General features: G+C 69.1%; 23 protein-coding genes and 1 pseudogene. 5 read left to right on the forward strand and 19 right to left on the reverse strand.

Going from position 1 to position 25751, the window contains the following annotated elements; all coding sequences use genetic code 11:
- Nucleotides 1–26: 26 nt before the first annotated feature.
- From panD to ABZ893_RS00460, 6 genes and pseudogenes are all read right to left on the reverse strand, one after another.
- Nucleotides 27–455, reverse strand: a complete 429-nt coding sequence (gene panD / locus ABZ893_RS00435) for an aspartate 1-decarboxylase (RefSeq protein ID WP_361394406.1) — start codon at nt 453–455, stop codon at nt 27–29.
- An 898-nt stretch (nt 456–1353) separates the two neighbouring features.
- Complete coding sequence (locus ABZ893_RS00440) at nt 1354–2226, reverse strand: class I SAM-dependent methyltransferase (RefSeq protein ID WP_361394409.1); 873 nt, start codon at nt 2224–2226, stop codon at nt 1354–1356.
- On the reverse strand, nt 2223–3275 hold the full coding sequence (locus tag ABZ893_RS00445) for an aromatic prenyltransferase (protein WP_361394412.1): 1053 nt from the start codon (nt 3273–3275) through the stop codon (nt 2223–2225). Before ABZ893_RS00445 ends, ABZ893_RS00440 begins: the two co-directional genes overlap by 4 nt.
- 236 nt (nt 3276–3511) lie before the next feature.
- Nucleotides 3512–3784 (reverse strand): alpha/beta hydrolase, encoded by a 273-nt coding sequence (locus ABZ893_RS00450; protein WP_361396140.1) that lies wholly within the window; start codon nt 3782–3784, stop codon nt 3512–3514.
- Between the two features lie 23 nt (nt 3785–3807).
- A pseudogene (locus tag ABZ893_RS00455) lies at nt 3808–3900 on the reverse strand (IS5/IS1182 family transposase); the annotation flags it as partial.
- A 163-nt stretch (nt 3901–4063) separates the two neighbouring features.
- Complete coding sequence (locus ABZ893_RS00460) at nt 4064–5149, reverse strand: hypothetical protein (protein ID WP_361396021.1); 1086 nt, start codon at nt 5147–5149, stop codon at nt 4064–4066.
- Nucleotides 5150–5689: 540 nt separating this feature from the next.
- Between ABZ893_RS00460 and ABZ893_RS00465 the strand changes: the two genes are divergently transcribed.
- Both ABZ893_RS00465 and ABZ893_RS00470 read left to right on the forward strand, forming a co-directional pair.
- Nucleotides 5690–5917: a hypothetical protein gene (locus ABZ893_RS00465; RefSeq protein WP_361394415.1), complete on the forward strand. Its 228-nt coding sequence runs from the start codon at nt 5690–5692 to the stop codon at nt 5915–5917.
- Between the two features lie 88 nt (nt 5918–6005).
- Entirely contained in the window at nt 6006–6170 is a 165-nt protein-coding gene (locus ABZ893_RS00470) for a hypothetical protein (protein WP_361394418.1), read from the forward strand.
- A gap of 19 nt (nt 6171–6189) precedes the next feature.
- Here the strand turns inward: ABZ893_RS00470 and ABZ893_RS00475 are convergent, their stop codons facing one another.
- The 7 genes from ABZ893_RS00475 to ABZ893_RS00505 all read right to left on the reverse strand — a co-directional run bounded on the left by ABZ893_RS00475 (nt 6190) and on the right by ABZ893_RS00505 (nt 16850).
- On the reverse strand, nt 6190–7281 hold the full coding sequence (locus ABZ893_RS00475; RefSeq protein ID WP_361394421.1) for an MBL fold metallo-hydrolase: 1092 nt from the start codon (nt 7279–7281) through the stop codon (nt 6190–6192).
- Between the two features lie 40 nt (nt 7282–7321).
- Entirely contained in the window at nt 7322–8053 is a 732-nt protein-coding gene (locus ABZ893_RS00480; RefSeq protein WP_361394424.1) for an alpha/beta hydrolase, read from the reverse strand.
- A gap of 118 nt (nt 8054–8171) precedes the next feature.
- A complete protein-coding gene (locus ABZ893_RS00485; RefSeq protein WP_361394427.1) occupies nt 8172–9173 on the reverse strand; it encodes an alpha/beta hydrolase in 1002 nt (333 codons plus the stop codon).
- Between the two features lie 50 nt (nt 9174–9223).
- Nucleotides 9224–10012, reverse strand: coding sequence for an SDR family oxidoreductase (locus ABZ893_RS00490; RefSeq protein ID WP_361394430.1), 789 nt, complete (start codon nt 10010–10012; stop codon nt 9224–9226).
- A 29-nt stretch (nt 10013–10041) separates the two neighbouring features.
- Nucleotides 10042–10839, reverse strand: coding sequence for an alpha/beta hydrolase (locus ABZ893_RS00495; protein ID WP_361394433.1), 798 nt, complete (start codon nt 10837–10839; stop codon nt 10042–10044).
- A gap of 252 nt (nt 10840–11091) precedes the next feature.
- Entirely contained in the window at nt 11092–13830 is a 2739-nt protein-coding gene (locus tag ABZ893_RS00500; protein WP_361394436.1) for an AAA family ATPase, read from the reverse strand.
- A gap of 191 nt (nt 13831–14021) precedes the next feature.
- Nucleotides 14022–16850 carry an AAA family ATPase gene (locus ABZ893_RS00505; protein ID WP_361394439.1) on the reverse strand — a complete coding sequence of 943 codons (2829 nt, stop codon included), beginning with the start codon at nt 16848–16850 and terminating at the stop codon, nt 14022–14024.
- A gap of 312 nt (nt 16851–17162) precedes the next feature.
- On the opposite strand from ABZ893_RS00505, the gene ABZ893_RS00510 reads away from it, so the two are divergent.
- Entirely contained in the window at nt 17163–17801 is a 639-nt protein-coding gene (locus ABZ893_RS00510) for an isochorismatase family protein (protein WP_361394442.1), read from the forward strand.
- A gap of 151 nt (nt 17802–17952) precedes the next feature.
- Nucleotides 17953–18318, forward strand: a complete 366-nt coding sequence (locus ABZ893_RS00515; protein WP_361394445.1) for a universal stress protein — start codon at nt 17953–17955, stop codon at nt 18316–18318.
- Nucleotides 18319–18334: 16 nt separating this feature from the next.
- Here ABZ893_RS00515 and ABZ893_RS00520 read toward each other — a convergent pair whose 3' ends face one another.
- The 3 genes from ABZ893_RS00520 to ABZ893_RS00530 all read right to left on the reverse strand — a co-directional run bounded on the left by ABZ893_RS00520 (nt 18335) and on the right by ABZ893_RS00530 (nt 22389).
- Nucleotides 18335–21109 carry an AAA family ATPase gene (locus ABZ893_RS00520; RefSeq protein WP_361394447.1) on the reverse strand — a complete coding sequence of 925 codons (2775 nt, stop codon included), beginning with the start codon at nt 21107–21109 and terminating at the stop codon, nt 18335–18337.
- Nucleotides 21110–21241: 132 nt separating this feature from the next.
- Nucleotides 21242–21796 carry an ester cyclase gene (locus ABZ893_RS00525; RefSeq protein WP_361394450.1) on the reverse strand — a complete coding sequence of 185 codons (555 nt, stop codon included), beginning with the start codon at nt 21794–21796 and terminating at the stop codon, nt 21242–21244.
- A gap of 32 nt (nt 21797–21828) precedes the next feature.
- The gene (locus ABZ893_RS00530; RefSeq protein WP_361394452.1) at nt 21829–22389 is read right to left on the reverse strand and encodes an NAD(P)H-dependent oxidoreductase; all 561 of its coding nucleotides are present in this window, start codon (nt 22387–22389) and stop codon (nt 21829–21831) included.
- Between the two features lie 149 nt (nt 22390–22538).
- Here ABZ893_RS00530 and ABZ893_RS00535 point away from each other — a divergent pair, with 149 nt between their 5' ends.
- Entirely contained in the window at nt 22539–23021 is a 483-nt protein-coding gene (locus ABZ893_RS00535; RefSeq protein WP_361394455.1) for a MarR family winged helix-turn-helix transcriptional regulator, read from the forward strand.
- A gap of 23 nt (nt 23022–23044) precedes the next feature.
- On the opposite strand, the gene ABZ893_RS00540 is transcribed toward ABZ893_RS00535, so the two are convergent.
- From ABZ893_RS00540 to ABZ893_RS00550, 3 genes are all read right to left on the reverse strand, one after another.
- On the reverse strand, nt 23045–23671 hold the full coding sequence (locus ABZ893_RS00540) for a helix-turn-helix domain-containing protein (RefSeq protein WP_361394458.1): 627 nt from the start codon (nt 23669–23671) through the stop codon (nt 23045–23047).
- A gap of 110 nt (nt 23672–23781) precedes the next feature.
- Nucleotides 23782–24495, reverse strand: coding sequence for a CE1759 family FMN reductase (locus ABZ893_RS00545; RefSeq protein WP_361394462.1), 714 nt, complete (start codon nt 24493–24495; stop codon nt 23782–23784).
- A gap of 44 nt (nt 24496–24539) precedes the next feature.
- On the reverse strand, nt 24540–25727 hold the full coding sequence (locus ABZ893_RS00550; RefSeq protein ID WP_361394465.1) for a CE1758 family FMN-dependent luciferase-like monooxygenase: 1188 nt from the start codon (nt 25725–25727) through the stop codon (nt 24540–24542).
- Nucleotides 25728–25751 lie beyond the last annotated feature (24 nt).

Raw genomic sequence — 25751 nt, forward strand, 5'->3', positions numbered from 1 at the left:
CTCTCCTCGCGTCTGTGACGGGACGGTCAGACCGTGGCGGCCGCCACCGCCTGGGGGCTACGCTCCTGGTCCCCGCCCGGCACGGGCTCGGACGGGTCGGCGCCGAGGGCCACGATCCGGTTCTCCCGGTCGACGTGCACGACCTGGGGCCGCAGCGCACGCGCCTCGGCGTCGTCGACCTGAGCGTAACTGATGATGATCACCAGGTCACCGGGGTGCACGAGGTGGGCCGCGGCCCCGTTGATCCCGATGACACCGCTCCCCCGCTCCCCGTCGATGACGTACGTCTCCAGACGGGCACCGTTGTCGATGTCGACGATGTGCACGAGCTCACCGGGCAGCAGATCGGCGGCGTCGAGCAGATCCCGGTCGATGGTGACGGACCCGACGTAGTGCAGGTCGGCCTGGGTGACGGTGGCACGGTGGATCTTGGACTTGAACATGGTACGCAGCATCGAGCTACTCCTGGACCTAGGCTCCCTGCCTGCGTTTTTGCAGGTCAAGGGCTGTTTCCACACCTTACAACGAGTCGCAAGTCCGGGCAGCTTCCGCCAGGTTTTTCAGGACTGATGCTGACCACTTGCTGACCTTTCTGGCACTCCATCAGATGAACTACGGGCCTGTACCGACCACACGGCTCGCTGACGCAGCGACGCTCGTAGCGTACTCAGCTCCCCCCGATCGATGTCCGTGATCACCGTCACTCCACGGCCCACGGAAGCGCGATCGTCACCTGGGGCGACCGCATATCCGCAAGCAGCGGCGCAACCAAACCGGCTGCCGCCACGACCATGAGGCCCGTGCCCAGCAACAGAACCCTGAGCTCCAATCTCAGACCGTCTCGAGGAGCCTCTCGCCAATGGAATCGCAGCCGAATCCCGCCCAGCCCCATTCAGACGTTGCCGCGCCATCCAGGCACCTCCCCGTCGAACCCGTCCTTATGGACACTTCTCAGGTGGCCACAATGCTCAGCATGTCCACGAGCTGGGTCTATCGAGAAGCATCGAAGCTGGGTCTCAAGGGATACAAACTCGGCCGCGGGCGGAATGCCAAGGTGCTTTACAAGAGGTCCGAGATCTTCAAACGGCTGGAACAGCAGAGGATCCGCTAGAAGGCTCCCGACGACTCCCCGACTCGGCCCAGACTTCGCGCCACACAGCCGTGCGATAACGGGTCAACGACGTCCCGGAGCGGGGCCCAGCTAGGCCGCTTGCAGCAGTCCCGAGCGGGACCAATCGATCAGAAGCCTGACGCACGGCTCACACCGGTTCCGGTGGCGCTGCATTCGCGATGCACGCCGCGCCGAACGGTCGCTCGGCGCCGAACGCTCGCAACGAGCCGGACGACGGGCCCTCAGGTCGTGGGGTCCTCAGGCAGCGGGAGCGTGCTCCAGGCCGTCACTGCGGTCGGCATGACGACCACCGCGTCCGTCTCCGCGGCTTCGGTGCGCATCCGGTTGAGCAGGGTGTCGATGTCGCCGATGGTCGCTGCGCGGTCGCCGGCGTCGGCGTTTCCGGGCAGAGCCGCCTGGGACAGCGCGCGGTAGGTCTGGGCGACGAGAGGGAGAACGGTGTCGTGTTCGGCGCCACCCATCGGTGTCGTCGCCGACAGACCGGGCACGGCCAGGCCCGCCCGGCGGAAGAGGCCGTGTAGGCGCACTCCTGTTCCGAGGCTGTTGCCGTTCACCGTGAGGGCGGCGGCGATGGCCTGGAGGACGGCGCCGGTGAGCGGGATGTGAGGTTCCACGCGAAGCGGGAAGTTGTCGAAGTCCTGGAAGGCGATGAGTCCGCCGGGTCGTACGAGCCGGGACAGACGGCGCAGCGCCGTCACCGGGTCGGGAAGGTGGCCCAGGACCAGGCGGCCGATGACGGCGTCCACCCGCCCCCCGAAGTCGACGTCGACGTCGGGCAGGGTCATCGGACGGAACGTCACCGTCGCCTCGCCTCCTCGGGAGAGGGCGCGAGCCCGTGCCACTTCCAGGGCGCGTGGCGCCGCGTCGACTCCGACGACCGAGCCCGCCGACCCGACGATCTTTGCCGCCAGGAACGTGACGTCGCCGGCTCCGCAGCCGACGTCGAGGACACGCATACCTGGGCGCAACCCCGCGGTCAGCAGGGCCTGTTCGGTGATCGGGTCGTACAGGCGGGCCTGCAGCACGAGCCGGTCGGTCTCCGTGGATGAGTGACCGAGCAGGTATGCCGAGTCCGGCCGAGCTGCCGCGGTCATCGCTTCTCACCTCCGGCGGTAAGTGCCGGATCGGTGGTCTCGGACTGGCTGAAGAATGTGTTCCATCCCTTGATGAGCGACACCAGATCTCCGCAGTAGCTCCGCTCGGCCTTGATGTACGTTCCGCTTCCCGACCCGAACGACCAGGCGACGGCGTTCATCTCCTCGGGGTCGAAGGAGGGGGCCTTCTCGAAGAACATGGTGAGACGGTCGCCGACTGTGGGACGACTCCCCTCGGGAAGCTTCAGGGCGTAGAAGGCGACCCGCTCGATCGCCCCGTCGCCGGGCGAGAGCGTCACGGAGAACGTGTACGCGCCCTGGGAGAGGAACGTGGCCATCTCCCCGTAGAGACGGCGGTCCGGAGGTGCGGCACCGGCCAGTGCGGTGAAACTCCGGCACTGGTCCTCGGTGAGGGGGCCGCGAGCCCGGAAGTAGAGGTTGACCGTCCCGTTGTCGTAGTCCACGCAGACGTGCCGTACGAAGTCCAGTCCCAGGCTGTGGAATAGCGGGCCGCGTTCCCGGATCGGTAACGGCACGGGCTCGACAGCGAGCACATCGCCGACCGGCCGGGTGCCGCCCAGGTAGAGCCACGTCTTGGTGAGCCCACGGGCGGCGTCGAAGTCACACGACTGCTCGGGGGTGCCGTCGTACAGCGTGTTCCACGCCTGCACCAGGTCGCCGAGCCGGTCGTCCGCCGCGATGAACCCCGCGCGCCTGGCCACCGCGACGGTGTCCGTGGAACGGCGTGCGTAGAAACGGTAGTTGAGGTCGCCGCCAGGACGGTCAGTGGCCCGCCACAGAACGGCCCCCTCCGCGAACATCGGGCCGTAGGCGTCGAGCACCGCCTGCGTCGCGGCCTCGGAGTAGGGTGCGCCGATCGCCTCGGCAGTGGCACGGACGTGTTCCAAGAAGTGCGGTGCGGAGAACTGCTGAGGATGCACGGTGAGGTCCTCTTTCCAGGCTGCCAGGGACAGCACGGTAAGCCGGGCCGGCACACGTGTCGATATGGCCTCGAACAGGGCCACGCGGCCTAGGCCGTGCCCAGCCACGCCTCAGAGTGAATCTGATCCAGGACGGCATTGAAGTTCATCAACTGGACCTCGACAGCCGGCGACTCCCCTCTCATCAAGGTTTCCTCCCGTGGCTCGCCAGAAAACGAGCCGGCGTGACACAGCGAAATGCCACGCAAGGCAAAGCCCCTGACAACCAGAGAGTGGACTCGGCCGCCAGGGGCTTCAGAACCCACGCCCTCCGAATGGGACGTGGTGTCGGCGTGTTGTGAGGTTTAGTTGGCCTGCCACCAACAGGTGACGACCTCTGCGTACGGGTCGGGAGCTTCCTCCCGCGCGAAGTGCCCGGCATAGATGATGTCCAGCTTGCTGACCGGCAGCCGATCGTGGAGGAACTCGGCGTTCTCCACCGGCACCACCTCATCGTCGCGACCGATCAGAATCTGCACAGGCGTCTCGGCACCCGGCAGCAACCCGCTCAGAACTGGCAACTCCGCCGGATACGCCCGAACATACGCCAGCTGCTCGACGAACCGCTGCTCCCCCATATACGCCGCCGGATCGTCCTCACGCAGCGGCGGTCACCCACGCGGCTGACGATGAGCATGGTGATCCGCTCGACCAACGCGTGCGGCAGGTCGAGTGCGGCAGGGTGGGGAACCAACGGGGCTTCTGTGCCAACGGGTTGGGACTTCGAACACCCCCAACGACACAGGAGCCTCGTGCGCTGCGGGTCCCGCCGCCGTGAGGCGAGCGGTCAGTCACACACCTGGCGCGGCGGCACTTCCGCCACCGACTGCGGGAGGGTGTGTCACAGGCCCGGCAGCTCATTGGATCAGGTCGGTGTGCGGATGCTCGGGGGAGGCCGGGCAGACGTAGATCTGCATGTTGTCGGTGCTGCCGACTTCGACCCTGGTCGGCTGCGAGGGGTCCTGGCCACAGCAACGACCGGCAGTTTTGACGGCGATGGCGACGGCCTGTTCTTCGCAAGGCGCCCAGCTGTGTCCCTCACCGCCGTCCCATTCGAAGGAAGCGATGGTCAGCAGCGGGACCATCTGCACATCACAGACAGTGCAGCATCGGGGGTTGGGGTCGGTGCGGCCCCACGGAGGCCAGCCGCCGACCTTCCATCCGGGCGCGTCAGCCAGATGGACGTCATAGAAGTCCCGCGGATATTCCGCGTAGGAGCTGTCCACATCGGCGCCGGCTGCCTGCCATCTGCTCCAGTCCTCCACCATCAGCAGCATCTGCGGGCTCAGATCGAGGCTGGCGGGGTACTCGGTGATCGCTTCCGGTGCCAGCACGCACGGTTCCGGCATATAGCCCGGATAGTTCACCTCGTACGGCTCGGGCGGTGTGGCGAGGATGTCGACGACCTCGGCCGCGGACCGCCAGAACAGCGCGGTCGCCGGCTTCCAATCCGGAACGTGGTCGTAAGGGCACCACAGAACCTGGAGCAGATCGGCCTGTCCGGGCGGCCGCAGCAGGGGTACGTCGCGCAGATACAGCTGGGCCACGGGCAGCATGGGGACCGGGCAGTCCGCGGGCAACGGGGGACCGGCAGCGAATCGCTCCGCGAGCCTCACGGTGTTCCGCTCCTTGATCGCCGCCTCCTCTGGCGTTGCCCCACGGCCATTGTGATCACGATGCCACCGGGCCTGCATGTGTCTCTTGAGCCGCACGTCGTCCGGCGACTTACGGAACCCACTGTCACGGTGCAGGTGCGAGGCTTGGCAGTGCGGCCACGGCTCCCCAGCCGGCCACAGCAACGGCCCCCCGACCGAGCTCTCCCCGACCGAAGGTGCCCCGGGACGCGGGTGCAGCCGAACCGCAGGACGCGCCAACGGCGCCAGCTCGGGAAAGACCGCGGTCACGTCCACGGGCCGCGGCGGAGTAGTACGTAGGAAAACCATGTCGGTGATCCTGTCACCAGCCACTGACAACCCCTGGCCACCTCAACCAGCTTCGGTGGCACCGGTGTTCAGGTGGTCGAGTCCAACGCATGCAGCCTCGGCCACAGCGACAGCGACAGCGACAGCGACAGCGACAGCGACAGCGAACCTTCCTACGTTGATCCCGGCATTGACAGGAAGGGAAGCGAGCAGAGGCCCTCGAGCCGGCCCTGACAAAGTCCGGGCATGTTGGCGGTAGCGGATCGCGACCCTCATGCCCGGCACAGTGGGAGCCATCACAGACCCAACCGTGACGCCGCAACGTCGCCCCTTCCGGTGACTCGCTCGGCCGCAAACGTTCGCCCCACCCGGAGACACCAACGGCCGGTCTTCCACGCTCGTTCTGCCGTCGCCACCGTCGGCCCCGAATCAATCACAGTCCAGCCGGGTAATCCGCGGCGCCAGACCACTGACGCCGCCAAACGCGTTCCGTACCACCTCACCCACGGCGACGAGCGCGACGCTCAAGGCGGCCGGCTCGTCGCACTCGACGCCTCCCAGATGCGCGAGGCCATCGACCGCTCCGTCGCCACGATCGAGATCTGCGACAGCCGAATGGTCAACTCGGACGTCTGCCTCGGCGACATGGTCACCGAAAATGCCTCGGCCGGCTGCTACACCCTCGGCACACAGCAGTGGGTGTGGAGCACTTCGCGCGGCACACCCGAACTGGCCTGTGCTGCGACCCTTGAACAACCGGGCACAGGGAAGACGGAGTGTTGTGCCTGACTGACCGACCGCCGGCCCCGGAGTGTTCTTTTTCGTACCGCGAGGCACTCGGCACCGCTTCCGCAGCCGCGGTTACCACGCGGCCAAGATGATCTTCTTCTTCACCCCGGGTGGCATGGAGGAACTTCTCCTCGCGGGCGCCACACCCGCCGAGCCGGGAGTGGCACCGCCCACCCGGGACCTGAGCCTCGGGAAGCCCCCGACGGAGCTGATGGGGCGCTACGCCACCGAGAACCTCCCCGACCTCAGTTAGCTCCTCCCCACGGTGCCGCTCATGGGCGAATGCCGAACGGGCCGAGTTGTCCGGCGTCGATGCGCAGCGATTCGAGCAGTGCGAAGGCGTTGTCGGCCGTGAAGACGTCGGCGGCGGCCAGCGATCCGCTGTACTTGGCGATCACCGGGTCGGCCGCCTGCTGGGCGACAGCTTCGAGGTAGGTCTTGAAGACGGCCCAGGAGTTCCCGGACGGCCCGTACTTCTGGAAGTAGGGCGTGGGGTCCACCGTCGACGAGGCCTTGCGGACGGAGGCGTCGAGGTCGGCCATGTACTGCCGCTGCGTGTCGCCGTCGGCGCGGACTCCGAGGCGTCCGAGGTGGCCGCCGACCAGGGTCTGCCACGGGTAGTCCATCGCCACGTCCTGCGCCTTCACCCAGGCTGGTATGTCCTGCGAGACGGCGAGGTTCTGGAACGGCACCCAACCCGGGTACAGCACGTCCACGACCATCAGCGTCGCGTGGTCGGGGGCGTGGATGAAGATGTTGTCGGGCGAGTGGTTGGGACCGTGGTAGGCAAGTTCCAGTCTCTCGCCGCCCACCTTCAGGACGTAGCGGTCGTCGAAGGTCACCGTCGGGGCAGGCCTGTTGGGGTCCCTGTCCAGGCGCAGCAGACGGCGGGTCTCGGTGTGGCCGATGCGCACCACGTCCTTGCCCAGGATGACCGAGGCCCCGATGTGATCGGCGTGGGAGTGGGAGTACACCAGGTGTGTGACCTTGCCAGGCATTCCGTTGGCCCTGGTCACCTGCTCGATGGCGCGCAGCAGGCTGTGTCCGATAGTGGGCGGCGCGTCGACGAGCACGACGCCCTCACGGGTGGTCAGGAACATTGCCTGGTAGTAGGAGTCGGTCACCCAGTAGAGGTTCCTCGTGATCGGGCCCACGAAGTAGCCGTCCGCGTTGAGCGCGGGACCGACCGAGGCCGAGGGGACCGGCGCGTAGTCCGGCAGGGCGGACGCGTCTGCTGCGGCTGCGGTGCCGGGCAGCGCGCCCGCGAGCAGAGCGGCCGCGGCAGGCGCGGCGGCGGCGACCGTCGTTCCCTTCAGGAACGTACGGCGACTTGATCTGTGGGGTTCCGTGGACTTCGTTGCCATGGGCTTTCCTTCGTGACGAGGGTCTTCGGCCGCGGTGGGATCAGGACGTCGCCTCGGCCGCCTCGACGATCAGTTCGGCGGTCCGGTCCGGGTGCGACACCATGACCGCGTGCGAGGCACCGTTGACGGTGACCGTGTGGGCGTGGGCACGTCGCGCCATGAACGCCTCGGCGGCCGGGGGAATGGCCTTGTCGGCGCCGGCGACCAGGTACCAGGACGGGAAGGTCTTCCACGCGGGCGCGCCGCTCGGCGCCGCGAGCGCCGCCACGCCCACCGGACGCTGTGTCGCCGCCATGTCGGCGGCCGTCTCGGCCCGCACATCCGCGGCGAACACCCACCGGAAAGCCGACTCCTTGACGACGGCTTCCGGTGCGCTGCCGCCACCGGGCAGCGGGTACGGGTGGATGTTCAGGTTCGCACCGAGGCTGCTGCCGGGGAACTTGCCGGTGAGGTCGAGCGCGGTCTCGTCCTGATCGGGGGCGAAGGCAGCGACGTACACCAGGGCCCTGACGTTCGCATGGCCGGCCGCGGCGTTGGTGATGACCTCGCCGCCGTACGAGTGCCCGACGAGAATCACGGGTCCCGGGATGGTGTCCAGGACGCTGGAGACGTACGCCGAGTCGCCGTTGAGGTCGCGCAGCGGGTTGGCCGGGGCGAGGACCGGGTAGCCCTGGCCCCGGAGTCGCTCGATAACTCCGTCCCAGCTGGACCCGTCGGCGAACGCCCCGTGCACGAGGACGACGGTGGGCTTGGGGGCTTGACCGGTCGACACCGTCACGACCTTCGCCGGCAAGGGGTTCGCACCCGCCGAGGCCGTCACAGTGAGAAGGGGGAGCAACAGCCCGGTGAGGGCAAGTCCTGTCGCTGCGTGCATCTTGACCGGAGCGATGTCATGACCTTCCGTTCAGGAAGTCGAGCAGGGTCCGCGTGAGTTCGGCCGGGTGTTCCTCGTAGATCCAGTGGCCGGAGGCGGGGACGACGACGCCGGTGACGTCGGTGGCGTACCGGCGGACCTGGTTCGCCACCGCGTCGCCGAGGCTGTGGTCGGCGCCGATGGCCAGCACGGGCATAGGGAGCTTCGTCCTCGCGTAGACGGCGTTGTCCGCCATGTCCTGCGGGAAGGCGCGGAACCAGGCGAAGCTGGCGTTGAGGTGTGCGCGGTCCTCGAGGTAGCCGGAGTAGACCGATACGTCCTCCGGAGTGACCGAGCCTTTCTGGACTTCGAGTTGGTCGATGAAGCGGTCGGTCCAGGTCCTCTCGCGGCCCACGACCATGTCTTCGGGGAGGCCGTTGGTGACGTTGAAGAACCCGAAGTTCCAGACTCCGGGGCCGTTCGGCGTCAGTGCAGGGAACTGGTAGATGCCCGGATCCGGGATCGGTGCCTCGCTGAGCACGAGCTTGGTGACATCGGCGGGGTGCGCGGCGGCGTAGGAGTAGGCGACCATGGTGCCGATGTCGTGGCCGACGATCCGGACGTCGTGGTCGCGGCGGAGGCCGACGAGGAGTGCGTGGATGTCCTCGGCCATCGTCTTCTTGTCGTAGCCCGCCGCGGGCGCGTCGCTCTTGCCTGCGCCAGGCAGGTCGGGGGCGATGACGGTGTAGTGCTCGGCCAGCGCCGGCATGATCCGGTGCCACTCGTACCAGGTCTGCGGATAGCCGTGGATCAGGACCAGGGTCGGTCCGTGGCCGCCTATGACGTAGTGGAGTCTGAGCGAGCCCGCGTCGGACTTGTGCTCGCTGAAACCGGCGGGTATCTGCTCCACCACGTGCTTCGTAGACGCGGAATCGGGCACGGCCGCGACCGTGGTGCTCATGGTGGCGGCGCCGAACACCGCGGCGACAGCCAAGGCCAGTACGGCCCGTCGCCGCAGGAAGGCAGGTATGAACTTCACAGGACGCTCCAGTGATCAGGAGTGGGGTGGTCGCCCCGGACGCCTCCGCGTCACAGGGTCTTGATGAGACCGCCGTCGATGACGAAGTCGGCGCCGGTGATGTTTCCGGCGCTCTCGCCGGCCAGGTACAGAACGAGGTCGGCCACTTCTTCGGGTCGTGTGAAGCGGCCTGTGGCGGAGTCGGCGGTGGCCCGCTTGGTCACTTCGTCGGCGGCCATGCCCGACGCCTGTGCGACCGTGGCCGCGACGCCTGACTCACCGAGCCACAACGGGGTGGCGACCGGGCCGGGGCTGACGGTGTTGACGCGGATGCCGCGCGGCCCGACCTCCTTGGACAGGGCCTTGCAGAAGTTCGCGAGCGCCGCCTTGGCCGCGCCGTAGTCGATCACCAGTGGGTCGGGCAGGACGGCGTTGACGGAGCATACGGTGACGATGCTTCCGCCTCCGTTCTCCAGGAGTGACGGCAGCGCTGCTCGCGTGGCGCGCACGGCGGACAGGAAGTTGAGGGTGAACGCCGAGGTCCAGTCCTCGTCGGTCACCTCCAGGAATCCGCCGGTCCGCGGTCGCACTCCCCCGACGTTGTTGACCAGCACGTCCACACCGCCGAACGCGGCCGTGGCGGCGTTGATCAGCTTCGCGGGGCCGGACGGCTCTGCCAGGTCGACCTCCACCGCTACGACCTGGCTGCCGGCGGCGAGCTCCCCGAGTTCGGCGGAGATCGACCGGGAGCCGGCCACCACTTGCGCGCCGGCGCCGGCCGGCGCGCGGGTGATGGCGAGGCCGATCCCCCGGCCGGCACCGGTGACGACCGCGGTCTTGCCGGCGAGTCCGAGTTCCATTGGCAGATCCTTTCGAGTCCGCCCGCTTGCTACAGGCCCTGCCTGCGCAACCAGGCCAGCGCGGTGTCGGCGACCTCGCGCCAGCCGCTGTCGATGGTGAGCGAGTGTCCCCGGTCGGGGAATTCCTTGATGTCGGTGACGGCATCGGAGTGGCGGTACTGCTTGAGCGTGGCCCGAGTCACGGACTCCGGCACGGTGTGGTCCTTGCCGCCGCTCATCAGCAGCAGGGGCCCGCGCTGAGCGTTGGCGGTGTCGACCTCGGCGGGCGAATGCGGGTTGAAGTTCGCCAGCGCGGCCTCGAACAGCGGCTTGCCCGGCGCGGGGATCGACCAGCGTTCGTACAGGTCGTCGGACTCTGCCTCGGACAGTGCGTTGCCGAAGGCGAAGCGGAACTGTTCGGCTGTCAGGGACACCGAACGGTGCTTGTTGGCGGGGTTCTTGAACACTGGCAGGGTGGCCCGCAACGCGGACAGCGGGACGGGAAGGACGCCCTTGATCTGGGCGGCGTCGATGGCGACCGCCGCGGCGGCCAGGTCCTGGCCGAGGAGCTTCTGGGCGATCATGCCGCCGAAGGAATGGCCGATGACGATCGGGAGCCCGTCCATCCCACGGATGATCGCGGCGTAGTGCTCGACGGCGTCGTCGATGCCGCGGTCGGCGATGCTCTCCGGGTTGGCGCGGGCCTCGGGGACCGTGTCGGGCTCCCCCGGCCAGCCAGGCGCGGACGCGGTGTAGCCCTCGCGCTCGAACATCTCGGTCCACGGGCTCCAGGACGTGGCGTGCAGCCACAGTCCGTGGATGAACAGGACGGGCATCGGTGTGGTCATGGCCGCCTTCTCCGGGGGTGCCAGGGTTTTGTTGTCGGCATCAACACACCATGGGCGGTGCCTTCTTCGAACCGGGGGAACACCCCAGTCCTTCGAGGTGCGGGCCGGAGAAGGGAACTGCGGTCAGCCGTCGGGGCACGCGCTGACCGGCTCCCGGGATCCCGTTGCCGGGCCCCGGTGCCTGCGTCGAACGCTACTGTCCGGCCGTCGGCTCGCCCGGCTCCGACACGATCACGGCGACCCGCCTCGGCGTCAGGTCTCGTCGTCGTGCAGGACGGACCGCAGCCGGCGCCGCGAGGAGATGTCGAGCTTCCGGAAGATCTTGTTGAGGTGGTATTCGACGGTCGACGCGGTGATGAACAGCCGCGCGGCGATCTCGGCGTTCGTGGCTCCGTCGGCGGCGAGTCCTGCCACCCGCCGCTCCTGGGGCGTGAGGACGTGTTCGGTCTGCGCGGTGCGGTTGCGGACACGTTCACCGGTGGCGAGCAGCTCGATCCGGGCCCGCTCGGCGAACCCTTCGGCTCCGATCTTCGTGAACGTCTCGTGTGCCGCCCGCAATTGGTCCCGCGCGTCGGAGCGGCGCTTGCGTCTGCGCAGCCATTCGCCGTACAGCAGGTGAGAGCGGCCCAGCTCCGCCACCACGCGCGTCCGGCTGAGGTGTGCCATGGACTCGGCGTAGAACTCCTCCGCCTGGTCGTCATCGGCCATCAGAGCCCGGCAACGAGCCAGCAGGCCCAGCGCCCAGGCCGTGCCGCTGGCCGGCGCGCGCTCCTCCAGAAGGGCCAGGGCCGCCTTCGCGGCCTGGTGGTCGCCGCACCGCGTACCGGCTTCGACGATCTCGTGTAGCGCGCGGGTTCCGGTGCTGGGGTTGTCCTTCTCGAACGGCACGCGCGCGCAGGCCAGTGCCTCCGCATAGCGCCCGTGGCTGTTCTCCAGCACCGCAAGGCAGTTCATCGCCCAGTCGCCGTAGTTGTCGTTCCCGTACTGGCGTACCCAGACGTCCGTGATGACGTTCACGGCGGAGCGCAGTTCGGCCTCGCGGCCGCTCCAGGCGAGCAGTTCGATGCGGTGCACCAGGCCCTGCGACGGTACGCCGATGGCGACGGCCAACTCGTCCGACTCGTCCAGGCACGCCTCGGCCTCCGCGTACCGCCCGGCCCGCAGTTCCCAGATCGCCTGGCACACGAGCGTCATCTTCAGGGCGCCCAGCGCACCCATGTCGCGGTCGTGGGCCTCCAGCAGCTTCGACACCTCGTATCCGGCCACGTCGTCCCACAATTCTTCCGCCGCGACCATCGCGAGAACCGCGAGGGGCATGCCGCCCTCGGTGATCTCGCCGCCGCTCCTCATGACCCGCAACGCCTCCCGGAACAGCGGTACGGCGGAGGGGTGGTCGACGTGCAGGCGCGTGGCGAACCCTTTGAGGAGCAGGTCGGTGACGGTACGGCCCGCCGACCGCATCGCCGGTGAGCTGAGTACCGCGCCGGCGAACTCTCGCGGTGTCGTGCCGACGGTGCTGCTCGATCCCTGGAGCGCCGCCTCGATTCCGGCGGACAGCAGCCGGCGGGCCAGTGGGGGGTCGAGTGCCGCGATGGGGCGGGCGGCGTCCAGCATGAGCGTCGGTATGCCGCCGAACCGCGCGAAGTACAGGTCGATGGTGGCCCGGGTGTGCCGGGCGTGTGCCTGCAGAAGGCGGTCGCCGGATCCCAGCGCGGGCTCGGCCCGGTCGAGCATGGCCTGCGCGGACGCCGGATCCCCCAGGACGAGGAAGGCACGCGCCGCCTCGACGAACCGGATGGCCCTGTCGGTGACGGACAGTTCGGCCGCTCTGGACAGGAACGCCGCCTGCTCGGCGTAGCCACCGCGGGCCCGTGCGCGTTCCGAAGCCGTTTCGAGTTCCGCGGCGACTGCCTCGTCGAGCCCGATGGTGGCCTCCGCCCGGTGCCATGCCCGGCGGTCGGGGTCGCGGACGGGATCGCTGGCGACAGCGAGCGCCTCGTGCACCCGGCGTCGGTCCGCGGCTTCCGCACCCCGGTAGACGGCGGACCGGATCAGCGGATGCCGGAACTCGAACGACCGGTCATGGGTGAGGATGCCCGCGGACACCGCGGCGTCCGCGGCCCGCGCGGGAACTCCGAGATACCCGGCCGCGAGCCACAGGAGCATCGGCTCTTCGGGGGGCGCGGCCGCGAGGATCAGCAGCAGTGCCTGGGTGTCGGCGGGAAGGGCTCGGATCCGGCACAGGAAGTGGGCTTCCAGGAGCCGTCCCGCCGGCAGCGGTGTGCTCAGCGGCGCTGTGCCGGCGAGGTGTTCCGGTGTCAGGCTGTCGGCGATCTCGATGAGGGCCAGCGGATTTCCACCGGTGTCGCGGACGATCCGGTCGGCCACCGCCGGGTCGAGGCGTCCGCTGACCATCGCCGAGAGCAGATCCCGCGCGTCGGCCTCTGGCAGGCCGGTCACCGCCATGGCCAGGAATCCGTCGAACGGGCTGGGCCCTTCAGGGTTGTCGCGGCCCGCGAGTACGAGGCCGATGGTGTCAGCGTGAAGTCGGCGTCCGACGAAGGCGAGGACCTCGGCCGACTCGCGGTCCAGCCATTGCACGTCGTCGACCAGACACAGCAACGGCTGGTCCCGGGCGGCGTCGCCGAGGAGCGTGAGCGTGGCCATGCCGACGAGACAGCGGTCCGCGGGGGTTCCGGCGATCATCCCGAATGTCGATTCGAGGGCCTCGCGCTGTGGCACCGGAACGGCGTCGAGGCGCCCGAGGAAGGGACGGAGCAGACGGTGCAGGGCGGCGAATGCGAGATGTGTCTCCGACTCCACTCCGGCGATCCTGACGAGGCGAAGATCCTCGGAGGTCTCCGCCACGTGGTCCAGCAACCTGGTCTTCCCGATGCCCGGCTCGCCGAGCAGTGCCACCGCGCAGCTCATTCCTTCACGGACGCCGGCCAGCAGGTCCGAGACGACCCGCAGCTCCTCCGACCGGCCCATGAGCGGAGCCTGGCGGGCCCGGGCCCCGACCGGTATGTATCCAGCCATCATTGACCGCTCTCTGGAAACCGAGTCGAAGATGCGGCGCGATGGTGGGCGCCTCGCTCAGGAGAACACCTGCCCCTACCGGAGGCACTAGGGATGGACCCTAGTCATCGCGTTTGGCAGAGAGGGCCGGCTGCCGGTGCTGGTCACGGCCTTGTCCCGTGCCCGCGAAGGGCTTCGGCAAGCTGGCGGCGGGAGGAGATCCCGAGTTTTCCGTAGATGCGGGACAGGTGGTACTCGACGGTCTTCTGGCTCACGTAGAGCTCTGCGGCGGCTTCCTGGTTCGTTCGCCCGCTCGCGATCAGGTGCGCTATGGACAGTTGGCGGTCGGTCAGCGCCAGCAGGTCGTCGGGGGCGGCTTCTGGCGCGGTGAGTCCACTCGTGGCCAGATCCGCCTCGCAGCGCTCGATGAAGGGTGCGGCTCGTAGCGCGGTGAAACGGCCGTGAGCTGTCCTCAGCCACTTGGCGGCATCGCGCCGTGGGGCGGAACCGGTGGCCAGAAGAAGCCTTCCATAGGCGTGTTCGAGCATGGCCCGGTGCAGCGGGGAGGTGTCGCCGTCGGTTTCCTCTGCCGCGAGGGCCGCAGTCGCCTGCTCGTAAATGGCGAGAGCGTCGCGTGGACGGTTTTCGGCTTCCGCGAGCAGACCGGCGAGCCGGGCCGTCACGACCCGGAGGTAGCCGACGCCATCGAAGTTCTCTTGCAGGTCACGCAGGGCGCCGGCAGCAAAATCGAGTCGCCCGGAACCCGTCAGAGCCTCGACGAGCAGCGACTGCTGCCACAGCCAGAAGGGCTTGTACCGGAGCCGGAAGGAGCCGTCCTCGGAATCCGGCGGATCGTCGAGCAGAGGCCTGAGGGAGCGAAGCATCGCCTCGAAGTCGGCCCGGGCTTGCGCAACTGTCGCTCCGGCCATGGCGGAGTAGACGATCTCCACCGGGGCGCCAAGGGTTTGCGCAAGCTGCGAAAGGGTTTCCAGGTGTTGCTGGGCGCTGTCCCACTCTCCGCGGCCTGCCTCGACACAGACTGCGGCGAAGCGGGCCGCCGCGTCGCCCATGAGCTGATCCTGGGTGGCGGCGACGGCCAGAGCCCGGTCTGCGGCGGACTCACTGGCGTTCCAGTCACCGGCGAGATAGTGGACCACGGAGAGCAGCGAGAGCGTCAGCGGGCTGAATTTGGATCCGGCGCCCTGCTGGTCGCGTTGGACCACGGTCCGGAGATCGGCACGGGCCGGGGTGAGTTCTCCGAGGAAGAGCCGCAGCACTCCGCGCGTGGCGAGGGTGTCGAGATGGTGGTTCGGTACGGCGGCGCTTTCGGCCGGCAGATGCGTGAGGTCCCGCAAGGCCACGCGTGGACCCTGGTGCCAGAGCCGCCCGGTCGCCAGGGCCGCCCTGACGAAGTCGGTGGTGGCCGGGTCGAGATCGCCGATCGCCAGGGTTCGGCGGGTTATCTCCACCGTCTCGGCACCCCGGCCGTTCCACAGCGTGATGTTCGCCAGGAACGTGCCGGCCAGGACGGAGACCCAGCCGGACTCCGCACGCGACAGAGCCTCCTGCCATGCCTGGCGCAGATGTGCCTCGGCGACGGGGAACCGGCCCGCCATCATGTCCATGCCCCCTAGGACGCAGCTGCGCAGCGGCCCCGGCGAGCAGTCCTCGACCTGTGGCCGCTGCTTCGCGGCCCAGACCGGCTGCATGGTGAGCAGCGACTGGGCGCAGGCGGTGAGCAGTCGGCGTTCGCAGTCCTCGCGGTCCTCGGACAGCGACGAGGCCCACAGGAGGCGGGTCGCGGCCAAGGCATTGCGGCCGTTCGCGGCCTCGCTCATGCCGGACTGTTCGAGCTCGTCGGCGAGTCGGGGGTCCGTGCTGGTGGCCGCGGCGACCCGGTGGGCCCAGCCGGCGGCTGTGCTCACGACGCTCACCGCGCCCGCGTGCAGGGCACGGCGTCGTTCCGGGGCGAGCCCGTCGTAGACGGCGTCGCGCTGGAGGGCGTGCACCAGGGCGACAGGGCTCTGGGGTTCCGACGGCCACCACAGGGCGAGTCCGGCGGTCAGCGCGGGCCCGAGCGCGCGGCCCGGGTCCACGAGCCCGGCGAGCCGGCCGGCCGTCGACAACGGAACCCGTGCGTCCAGGACGGCCATCGCCTCCAGCAGGTCCACGGATTCCTGAGGGAGTCGGTCCAGCTGGGCCCGGATCCCGACCCGGAGCGACCTGGGTACCGGCCACCGCTCCGGCGACCCGTCACGCAGAGCGTCGGCGGGAACCTCCGCCAGCACGGTGCGGACGTACAGCGGATGTCCTCGGGTGTACGCGTACAGCCGGTCGATGAAGCCCTGTGCCGGCCGACCCTCGACCATGCCCCGGGCCAGCCGCGCGACGTCCGCGTCGTCGAGCCCGCCGAGTTCGATTTTCGCCGCGCGGTCCAAGGAGCGCAGCAACCTGTCGAGGGCTTCGGCGGAGCCCTCCGCATCCGGCCGGGTCATCAGGATCGTCAGGACCCGGTCCGCCCACAGTCGGCGCAGGGCGAAGCTCAGCGCCTGCACCGAGAGTTTGTCGGCCCACTGGACGTCGTCCACCACCACGGCTACCGGTTTTCCGGACTCCTGGAGCGCGCCCAGCAGGAGCAGCAGCTGCCCGCCGACCGCGTGCGGAGCCGCCCCGGCAGGTGGGTCCTCCGTCAGCAAGGGGTACTGCTCCAGCAGCTCGCGGTCCACGCCACGCACCAGATGGCCGATCACACCGCCCGGGAGATCGGTCTCCGAGGGACAGCCTGTCGCCCACAAGATCGTGAAGTCGTCCAGAGACGCGGCGAACCGGCGCACGAAGGCGCTCTTGCCGATCCCGGCCTTTCCCTCGATCACCGCCAGCCAGGACTCGCCGTCCTTCGCCCCTGCCGCGTAGTCCCGCAGCCGTTCGGTTTCCGGCGTGCGGCCCACGAACAAGTCGTCGGAGACGCCGCGAACCACGCGCGTGGCACTCACAGCGCCGTGCCCGTAAGCACTGACATACCCGAGCCTCCAAGGACTGGACCGGCCTCGTCGCTCTCGACGCCGACACGGATCATTCTGAACCGTTCCTCCCCAGTACAGGCAAGGGGCCGGGCCCTGAACCGCCGCACGGGGACACGTGATTCGGCGCCGCACCACACCCTCCCCCGCCGCAGTCACACCTCAGTCGAATGACCTCCGTAGCCCCCACCTGTCCAACCGCAGTCACACGACCGATGTGGCCTGCCTGTCTCGACGCCGACACTCAGCGAGAGACGAAACAAGGACAGCATGAAAGGTACGGCGATGAGTGAGAAGAAGCAGCCCATCTTCGACGCCTCGGAGACCGCTCTGGCTCTGATCGACTATCAGGACGGGGTACTTGACCTGATCTTCGAGCAGGACCGCAGGGTCATCGAGCTCAACACCCGCTACCTGGCGAAGTTCGCCCAGGCCATCGGTGTCCCCGTGGTGCTCAGCACCGTCGGCGTCGAGATGGGTGTCAACGGGCCCACCATCAAGACGATCCGGGCCGAGCTTCCCGACGTCGAGGAGATCGACCGGTCCCAGATGAACGCCTGGGAGGACGCGAACTTCGTGAACGCGATCAAGGCGACCGGTCGCAAGAAGGTCGTGATGGCGGGCATCGTCACGTCGGTGTGCCTGACCTTCCCGGCGATCGACGCGATCGCCGACGGGTACGACGTCGCGTTCGTCGCGGACGCGGTGGGCGACGCTACCAAGGAGATCCATGACACCTCGGTGCTCAGACTGGTCCAGGCGGGCGCCGTGCCGGTGACCACGATCGCGCTGATGGCCGAGTGGTTCCGGGACTGGAAGTCACCACTCGCAGACGCGGCACGCGAGCTGTGGGTGCCGTACAAGGAGGAGTGGGCGGCGCTCAAGCGGGACCCGCAGTTCGTGGAGCCCAAGGGACTGGTGTGACGTCAGGTCCACGTCGTCACCCGCTCATCCGGCCCCCGGACCGAGACCGTTCCCGTATCCCGCAGACAGAGGAAGCGCACATGTTCCGGAACATCGTCGTCGCCGTCGACTCGAGCCCCACGCGGCACTGCGCGACACGCGCGGCCGCTGAATGGCCCGGCTGACCGGCGCCAAGGTCCACATCGTCCACGTGGCCGAGTCGGCGATCGCCTGGGACACCGTCGTTCGGATCGAGGAGGACGACGCGGCCGGCGAGATCCTCGGGGAAGCCCTCGCGATGGTGCGTGACATGGGTGTCGCGGCCACGGGCGAGGTCTTCCCCGTCGCGCCGGCGCAGGTTCCCCGGGCGATCTCCCGCGCCGCCGAGGACGTGGGAGCCGACCTCATCGTCCTCGGCCCGCACCACCGCGGCTCGGTAGCCGCCTTCTTCAGCCCCCGGGTGAGCGACGCGGTGTCGCACACGAGCCGTATCGCCGTACTGCTCGCCCCGGAAGGTGGTGGCCCTGGTCAGAGCTGATGACGGTCATGCGGGATCACGCCGGGCCGTCCAGCGCGGTCAGTGCGTCGCGCAGGGCGGCCCGGGTGGTGATCCCCAGTTTCGGATACACCTTGTACAGGTGGGCGCCCACCGTCCGGTGCGATATGTAGAGCCGCTCGCCGATCTGCTTGTTGCTCAGCCCCGAGGCGGCAAGGTGCGCGATCTCCAGCTCCTGCGGGGTCAGCAGGGGCGGGGTCGCCGTGGGGAGGGTCGGCTGGCCGGTCGCCCGCAGTTCCGTACGGGCGCGTTCCGCCCAGGGCGCGGCGCCGAGGCGGGAGAAGGCGTCCAGTGCGGCCGTAAGGGGAACACGGGCCGAGCCCCTGCCACCGGAGCGGCGCAGGCGTTCGCCCAGGGCGAGGCGGATCCTGGCCGCTTCGAAGACCCAGCGCTCCGCGCCCGGCACCGACAGCGCCTGCTCGAAGTGCGCGACGGCCGTGGCATCGTCCGCTTCGCACAGGCCGGACGCCCCCGCGACGAGCATCGCGTACCGCTCCGACAGGCGGTCGACCCGGAGCTCGCGCAGGGTACTCAGGTGCGCCGCGGCCTCGGCGTCGCGGCCGGTACGGACAGCGGCTTCGACCAGGTCGTAGACACCCCACAACGCGTGCGCGACGTACGGGGCCATGGTCCCGGCCGGGGTGAGCGCGGTGGCATGGCGGTAGGCGGCTTCGTAGTCGCCGGCGCCCAGGCACACCAGCGTCCGCGCCTGGTGCGCGAAGGCCACGGCGCTGCCGACACCACGCCGTACACCCCAGCGCTCCATCCGCTCGGCCAGAGCCTCGCCGGCCTTCGTCTCGCCTCTCGCCCCGTGCAGGAGTACCTGGTTGTACTGGAAGTACCAGGCGAAGAAGGGGTATTCGGTCTCGCACAGAGCCGCCCCTTCGTCGGCGAGCCGCTGGGCCTCGGCCCACTCGCCGGTCAGGAAGTCCTCCATGCACAGGTGCATCAGCGCGCCGAGATGGCGGCGTACCTGTCCGCTGCCGTCCCTGCCCTGGCGCACCAACTCCCAGAGTCGGTCGCGCAGTTCACCGACCCGGTCGATGTACACCGTCGCGGTCGCGCCTCGCACAAGTACGGTCGGATCGGTCGTGCGGAGCAGCAATTCGCGGACCTGCCTCACATCGCTCAACGCCTCGACCCCTGTGCGCGCCGGATCGGGGAACGTGCGTGCCGCCATGGCGAGTACGGGTGGCGGTGACGGCTTCAGGCGGCCCACGGCGTTGACGAACGGGGCCCACAGATCGGCGCGACCGCTCCACCAGCAGACCAGCTGGAGGGTGTGCAGCGCGTCGATGAGTGCGGGGTCGTCGGCGTCGTAGTCCGGTCCGGCGGCTTCGATGGCGCCGACCAGCAGCCGGTAGGCGGTGATGAGTTCGGCCTCGGTGTTGATGAGGACGTAGACCGCCGCTGCCGCCGCGTACAGTGCGGCGCTCGAACCGGGCTCGGCGGCCTGCGCCCGTTGCAGCAACTCCGAGGCTCCGGCCACGTCGCCGGTCGCCTCGGCTCCGAGGTAGGCCGCTTCCGCGAGCCGCCGCGCCCGGTCGTCGGCCACGGGGCTGAGTTCGGCGGCCCGGGTCAGGGCCGCGACGGCTCCGATGGCGTCGCCACGGTGGAGCACGGAGTGGGCCGCGTCCTGCAGTCGTAGGGCGACCTGTTCGTCGGGCTCGATGGCGGCCTCGGCGAGGTGCCAGGCCTGTCTCTCCGGGCGTTCGGCGAGGGCTGCCGCCAGCGCCTGGTGCGCCGCTCGCCGCTGGGCCAGCGTGGACGCTTCCACGACTGCCGAGCGGATCAGTGGGTGGCGGAACGCCACGCGACGCGTGGCACTGTCGGTCCGTACGAGACGTTCCTGCTCGGCGGGCGCGAGGTCCTCCAGGACCGCCGCGTCGGTGCCGACGGCCCGGTGGAGTACGCGCAGATCGCCCGTGCCGTCCAGAGCGGCCAGCAGCAGGAGCCGGCGTGCGTCCGCTGTCAGGGCGGCGACCCGGGTGACGAACAGCTCGCGCAGGCGCTCGCCCAGCGGCAGCACCATCGGCAGGTCTTCCTGTGCGGTCCGCTGGGACGCGGTGAGTTCCCTCGGCAGCTCCATCAGGGCCAGTGGGTTGCCGCGGGCCTCGGCGACCACCCGCGCCCGCACCCGGGCGGCCAGGCCCGGGTAGCGGGCGGCGAGCAGGAGATGCGCCGAGTCGTCGTCGAGCGGCTCCAGTTCGGTCTCGTACAGACCGCTGTGGTCGAGCAGGTTCGCCCCGCCGGCGCGTGAGGCGGCGAGGAAGCCGACGGTGCCGCCGGAAAGGCGGCGCGCGACGAAGCCCAGGATCACCGCGCTCGCCCGGTCCAGCCAGGGAAGGTCGTCAACTATCAGGAGAAGTGGCCGCTCGGCCGCGAGCTGCCGCAGCAGCGTGAGGGTCGCGTTGACCAGGAGCAGCCGGCCCGGCACGGGACCTGCGCCGAAGCCGAGTGCGACCAGGAGTGCTTCGCGGTACTCGGACGGCAGCCGCTCGATGTCGTCCAGGACCGGGGTGAGGATCTGGTGGAGTCCGGCGAACGAGACGTCGGCCTCGAATTCGACGCCGTTGGCGCGCAGTACGCGGCAGTCCGCCTCGCCCACCGCCTCGGCCACCGCGTCGAGCAGGGTGGTCTTGCCGACGCCGGCCTCACCGACGATGTGCAGGCCGCGGCCGGAATCGCCTTCGAGGAACCGGCACACCCACTGCACGTCCTGGATACGGCCGACGATCTGCGACCGTCGATGCGACGGTTCACTGTCCTTCATGGCTGGCGCCTCGCCTCCCCTTGTCCACAGGTCAGCGTGCTCGGCCTCCCCCGGTTTGCCGCCCGTAGTGAGCCCTGGACTTGTCGTGGGCACCCCCGGGAGTGCCCACGCCACACCCCTGACACGTACGCGTCAGGCGCTCTTGCCGCTGATGGTGTCCAGGAACCGGCCGAAGTTGCCCTCGGACCAGTGCTCGACGGACTGGCGGCCCGCGACGCGGTCGATGGAGATCCCGGTGAGGGACACGGTGCGACCGGACGGCGGAATCCCCAGGATGGTCCCGGTGTGGACGCCGCCGATGCGCCAGCGCGTGACAACCTTGTCGCCCTCGACGATCTGGTCGAAGACGTCCATGTGGAACCCGGTGAGCGACGACTGCAGTTCGAGGTCGCCGGCGACCCAGGCGTCACGGGTGTTGGGGCCGTCGAAGCCGTGGAGCACGAGGTCCTTCGAGATGTACCGCTCGAAGCCGGCGGCCAGGTCCCCGTTGTACGTGGCGTAGAACTCGGCCATGAGGCGGCGGGGCGAGGCGCTGTCGAGCGAGTCGGCGTTGCCGTCCTGGCCGTCCGCCATGGCGGGAGTGGCCACCGCGGCGAGGGCCGCGGCGGAGCCGAAGGCGGTCAGGGCGCCGATCATCCTGCGCCGGCTGGGAGCCGATACCGCGTCGGCGGACTTCTGTACGGACATGGCTGTCTCCTCGTATGTGCGGGTGGGCGTGGTCAGTTGGCGCGGAGCGGCGCGAGGGCGTTGGTCCAGGCGATGACCTGGTCGAGCGTGGTGGTGAGGGTGGCGCTCTGGATGTCGAGGGGCTTGAAGTCGCTGAAGTTCTCGAAGTCGTTGAAGAGGGAGAGCGCGACCTGCGAGCGCACGTCGGCCATCTGGAGTTCGCCGGCGATGAGTCGGAGGTGCTCCACGGCCCGTGTTCCGCCGGTCGCCCCGTAACTGACGAAGCCGACGGCCTTGTTGGTCCACTCGCCGTAGAGGAAGTCGATGGCGTTCTTGAGCGCGCCGGGGACCGAGCGGTTGTACTCGGGCGTGACGATCACGAAGCCGTCGAACGAGGCGATCTTCTGCGCCCATTCCTGGGTGTGCGGCTGGTCGTACTGTCCCATGGACGGCGGATAGATCTCGTCGAGCAGCGGCAGCTTGAAGTCCGCCAGGTCGACGAGTTCGAACTCGGCGTCGGTGCGCCGGGCCGCCTGCTGGTACACCCAGTGCGCGACGGCCTCGCCGTTGCGGCCGGGGCGGGTGCTGCCGAGGATGATGCCGATCTTGGTCATGGTGGTCCTCTCCGTTTGGTTCACGAGCACCGAACAAGTGCTTGCCGCGTCAAGCATTTCCTTGACGCAGCAAGTACATGAGAGATTCCTTGACGTGTCAAGTAGAAGTCGGGGGTTTCCTTGCGCAGTCAAGGAGTTACAGTGAAGCCATGCCCACCGCCCCGAAGCAGCCGCAGCGCCTGGAACCTCTCAGTCCGACCGAGGACGCGTTCGTCCGTGAGCTGAGCCGGGTGATGGTGGCTCTGCCGCGCGTGGTCGACGCCGACATCGCGCGCGAGGCTCAGCTACCGCTCTCCGAGTACACGCCGCTGATGCACCTGTCCGAGGCTCCGGGCAAGGCCATGCGGATGAACGAACTCGCCGCCGCCTGCAGTCTCTCGCTGAGCGGCATGACCCGCGTCGTCATTCGCCTGGAGAAGCAGGGATGGGTCGAACGCACCAAGAGCGACCAGGACAAACGCGGCTGCAACGCAGTCCTGACCGACGAAGGACTCGCCCGCCTGGAGCGCGCCTGGCCGACGTTCCTGTCCAGTGTGCGCCGCAACCTGGTCGACCATTTCGAGGGTCATGATCTCGACAGCCTGACGGCCGCCCTGCGCCATGTGGCGACCCCGGGGGACACATCCGGCTGATGCCCTGTGTCGCCGAGGGCAGCTCAGCCTCCGGGCTCCTTGAGGAGCGCTCTCTTGGCGGCCGCGCTGAGCCATTCCTCGGCGTCGTCGAAGCTCCACCGCCGGTGGCCGACCAGGCTGAACCAGGCGTCCTGACCGAGATGGAACCAGAGCAGGTCGACAGCGCGCGGATGGTCCAACTCGGCGCGCAGCGCGCTGAGTTGACCGAGTCGCTCGACGATCGCCGCCAGTGCCTTCACATAGTCGGCCGTGGCCTCTTCGAGGGCGGCCGCGGCGGCCGGCTCGGAAGGACACTGGGGAATCACCGCGGCCAGCGTGGGCCAGTGCAGCTCGTGGGCCACACGCGTGCCCCGGGCAGTGATGTCGATGACCTCACGCGGGTCGTCAGTGGCGGCGATCGCCCGCTGGGCGATCTCGACGTGAGGGTCGCTCACCGCGGGAAGCAGCAGTTCCCGCAGCATGTCAGCTTTGCCGCCGGCACTGGCGTAGACGGTCTGGACCGCGACCTGGGCAGCGTCCGCGATCTGAGCGACGGTGACACCGGTGTAGCCGTGGCAGACGAACAATTCCTCCGCCGCGGCCAGGATGGCCGCCCGCGTCGCGGCAGCCCCTTCGGCCCGAAGACGAGAGCGGTAACTCCTGCTGCCCACCGTTCACCTCACGCAACGCCCCGCCTGGTCGCTTCCGACTCTATCGGCCCCGGCCTTTCCAGAAGCTTCGGGAAGTGAGGGGCCGTACGCACGCATCACCGCAGCCGGGATCAGCGTGATCCGCCGGTGGCGAGCCGCATGAGGTCGGTGGAGAAGTCGACGTCGGCGACGCCTCGTTCGGCGCGCGTGGCACTGCCGCCGAACTGGTGCTGGTATCCGTCCCAGCCCCCGTCGGCGATGGACCGGCCGACGCCCGCACGCAGCAGGAGCACCAGCTCAGTAGCCGCCCGTTCGATCCGGCGGCCCAGAGCGGAGTCGCCCCAGTCCTCGGGCGCGGCGAACAGCGACGTAGGCGTCGGCAGGGCACGCAGGAAGGCGAACAGCGGGCGCAGCTGCTCGTCGACCACCATGGCGTGGCGAGAGGTTCCAGCGGTGGCCGCCAGGATGACGGGTTTGGCGATGAGCAGGTCGTTGTCGAGGATGTCGGCGAACGACTTGAAGAGTCCGCTGATACCGGCCTTGTACACGGGCGTACTCGCGATGACGCCGTCGGCGGCGGCCAGGCGCTCGATCGCGGACTGCAGACGCTCACCGGGAAAGCCGGACACGATCGCCTGGGCGATGTCGACGGCGAGGGGACCGAGCTCGATGACGCTCACGGTCGCCTCGGCTCCGGACGCCCGGAGCAGGTCGACGGCCTTCTGCGCCGTCCGGCCTGCGAGCAGCCGGGTCGACGAGGGGTCGCTGACGCCCGCGCTGACGACCACCAGTTTCACGGAGGTGTCTTCAGCGGGTTCAGGCAAGGACAGGTCGCTCGACGTCATGGAGGATCCCCTTTCGTTCGCGGCGCGCAAGTTGTCGGCCACGGTCACACGACCTGCGGGAAGCTGGCCGGCGCGTTCGGGTCGCTGTCCTGGTACGGGGACGTGCCGGACAGGTTGTCCCCGCGGTTCGGGTTCGGACGCGGGCGCCGCGGTTCCGCGTCCCCGTACTTCGCCCTGACCAGGGTGGCGTGAGTGGGAGCGTCGGGCACGTGAGCAGCGCGCCGGGATTCCATTTCCTTGCGGAGCACGGGCACGACCTCGGTGCCGAGGAGTTCGACCTGTTCGAGAGCCATCTCGACGGGCAGGGCCATGCCGTCGACCGAGAAGAGCTGCCGCTGGTAGTCGCCGAACCCTTCCTGGAAGGTGAGGACCTTGTCAATAACCTGCTGGGGGCTGCCGACGGTCAGCGGTGTGCGCACCATGTAGTCGTCGAGCGAGCTGCCCTTGAAGACCGGATACTCCTCGAAGTACGGCCGGAACGTCCTGATGGCGTCCTGAGAGCGGCGGGCGATGAACGCCTGGCCGCCGAGACCGACGATCGCCTGCTCCTTCGTGCCGTGCCCGTAGTGCTCGAAGCGGGCGCGGTAGAGGTCCACCAGCGGCTTGAAGTGCAGGTTCGGCGCCAGGATGTGATTGGCGAAGAAGCCGTTGCCGTAAAACGCGGCCTGTTCGGCGATCTCGGGCGAGCGGATCGACCCGTGCCAGACGAAGGGAGGTACGTCGTCCAGGGGCCGCGGGGTGGCGGTGAAGCCCTGGAGCGGGGTGCGGAACTCGCCTTCCCAGTCGACGACGTCCTCGCGCCACAGGCGGTGCAGCAGGTTGTAGTTCTCCAGGGCCAGGGCCACCCCCTTGCGGATGTCCTTGCCGAACCACGGGTAGACCGGCACGGTGTTGCCGCGCCCGACCATGAGGTCGAGCCGCCCCTTCGCCACGTGCTGCAGCATGGCGTAGTCCTCGGCGAGTTTCACCGGGTCGTTCGTGGTCACCAGTGTCACGGCGGTACTCAGGATGATGTTCTCGGTCAGCGCTGCGATGTGTCCCAGCAGAGTGGTGGGCGAGGACGGGATGAACGGGGGGTTGTGGTGCTCGCCGAGCGCGAACACGTCGAGGCCCACCTCGTCGGCCCGCTGGGCGATCCGCACCAGGTTGCCGATGCGTTCCGCCTCACTCTGGGTGTGGCCGGTGACGGGATCGGGGGCGATGTCGCCGACCGAGAAGATTCCGAACTGCATGATGCTTGCCTCTCTCGGTGGTCA

This window comes from Streptomyces sp. NPDC046821 (genome assembly GCF_040645335.1).
Classification (GTDB): domain Bacteria; phylum Actinomycetota; class Actinomycetes; order Streptomycetales; family Streptomycetaceae; genus Streptomyces.

Bases quoted from the DNA above. Each gene is read 5' to 3' on its own strand.
- ABZ893_RS00545 (WP_361394462.1), bottom strand. From the start codon at position 24,495: ATGACGTCGAGCGACCTGTCCTTGCCTGAACCCGCTGAAGACACCTCC.
- ABZ893_RS00520 (WP_361394447.1), bottom strand. From the start codon at position 21,109: ATGAAGGACAGTGAACCGTCGCATCGACGGTCGCAGATCGTCGGCCGT.
- ABZ893_RS00510 (WP_361394442.1), top strand. From the start codon at position 17,163: ATGAGTGAGAAGAAGCAGCCCATCTTCGACGCCTCGGAGACCGCTCTG.
- ABZ893_RS00450 (WP_361396140.1), bottom strand. From the start codon at position 3,784: ATGGGGGAGCAGCGGTTCGTCGAGCAGCTGGCGTATGTTCGGGCGTAT.
- ABZ893_RS00475 (WP_361394421.1), bottom strand. From the start codon at position 7,281: ATGGCAACGAAGTCCACGGAACCCCACAGATCAAGTCGCCGTACGTTC.
- ABZ893_RS00470 (WP_361394418.1), top strand. From the start codon at position 6,006: ATGATCTTCTTCTTCACCCCGGGTGGCATGGAGGAACTTCTCCTCGCG.
- ABZ893_RS00440 (WP_361394409.1), bottom strand. From the start codon at position 2,226: ATGACCGCGGCAGCTCGGCCGGACTCGGCATACCTGCTCGGTCACTCA.
- ABZ893_RS00495 (WP_361394433.1), bottom strand. From the start codon at position 10,839: ATGACCACACCGATGCCCGTCCTGTTCATCCACGGACTGTGGCTGCAC.
- panD (WP_361394406.1), bottom strand. From the start codon at position 455: ATGCTGCGTACCATGTTCAAGTCCAAGATCCACCGTGCCACCGTCACC.
- ABZ893_RS00535 (WP_361394455.1), top strand. From the start codon at position 22,539: ATGCCCACCGCCCCGAAGCAGCCGCAGCGCCTGGAACCTCTCAGTCCG.
- ABZ893_RS00515 (WP_361394445.1), top strand. From the start codon at position 17,953: ATGGCCCGGCTGACCGGCGCCAAGGTCCACATCGTCCACGTGGCCGAG.
- ABZ893_RS00500 (WP_361394436.1), bottom strand. From the start codon at position 13,830: ATGGGCCGGTCGGAGGAGCTGCGGGTCGTCTCGGACCTGCTGGCCGGC.
- ABZ893_RS00465 (WP_361394415.1), top strand. From the start codon at position 5,690: ATGCGCGAGGCCATCGACCGCTCCGTCGCCACGATCGAGATCTGCGAC.
- ABZ893_RS00550 (WP_361394465.1), bottom strand. From the start codon at position 25,727: ATGCAGTTCGGAATCTTCTCGGTCGGCGACATCGCCCCCGATCCCGTC.
- ABZ893_RS00460 (WP_361396021.1), bottom strand. From the start codon at position 5,149: ATGGTTTTCCTACGTACTACTCCGCCGCGGCCCGTGGACGTGACCGCG.
- ABZ893_RS00490 (WP_361394430.1), bottom strand. From the start codon at position 10,012: ATGGAACTCGGACTCGCCGGCAAGACCGCGGTCGTCACCGGTGCCGGC.
- ABZ893_RS00530 (WP_361394452.1), bottom strand. From the start codon at position 22,389: ATGACCAAGATCGGCATCATCCTCGGCAGCACCCGCCCCGGCCGCAAC.
- ABZ893_RS00525 (WP_361394450.1), bottom strand. From the start codon at position 21,796: ATGTCCGTACAGAAGTCCGCCGACGCGGTATCGGCTCCCAGCCGGCGC.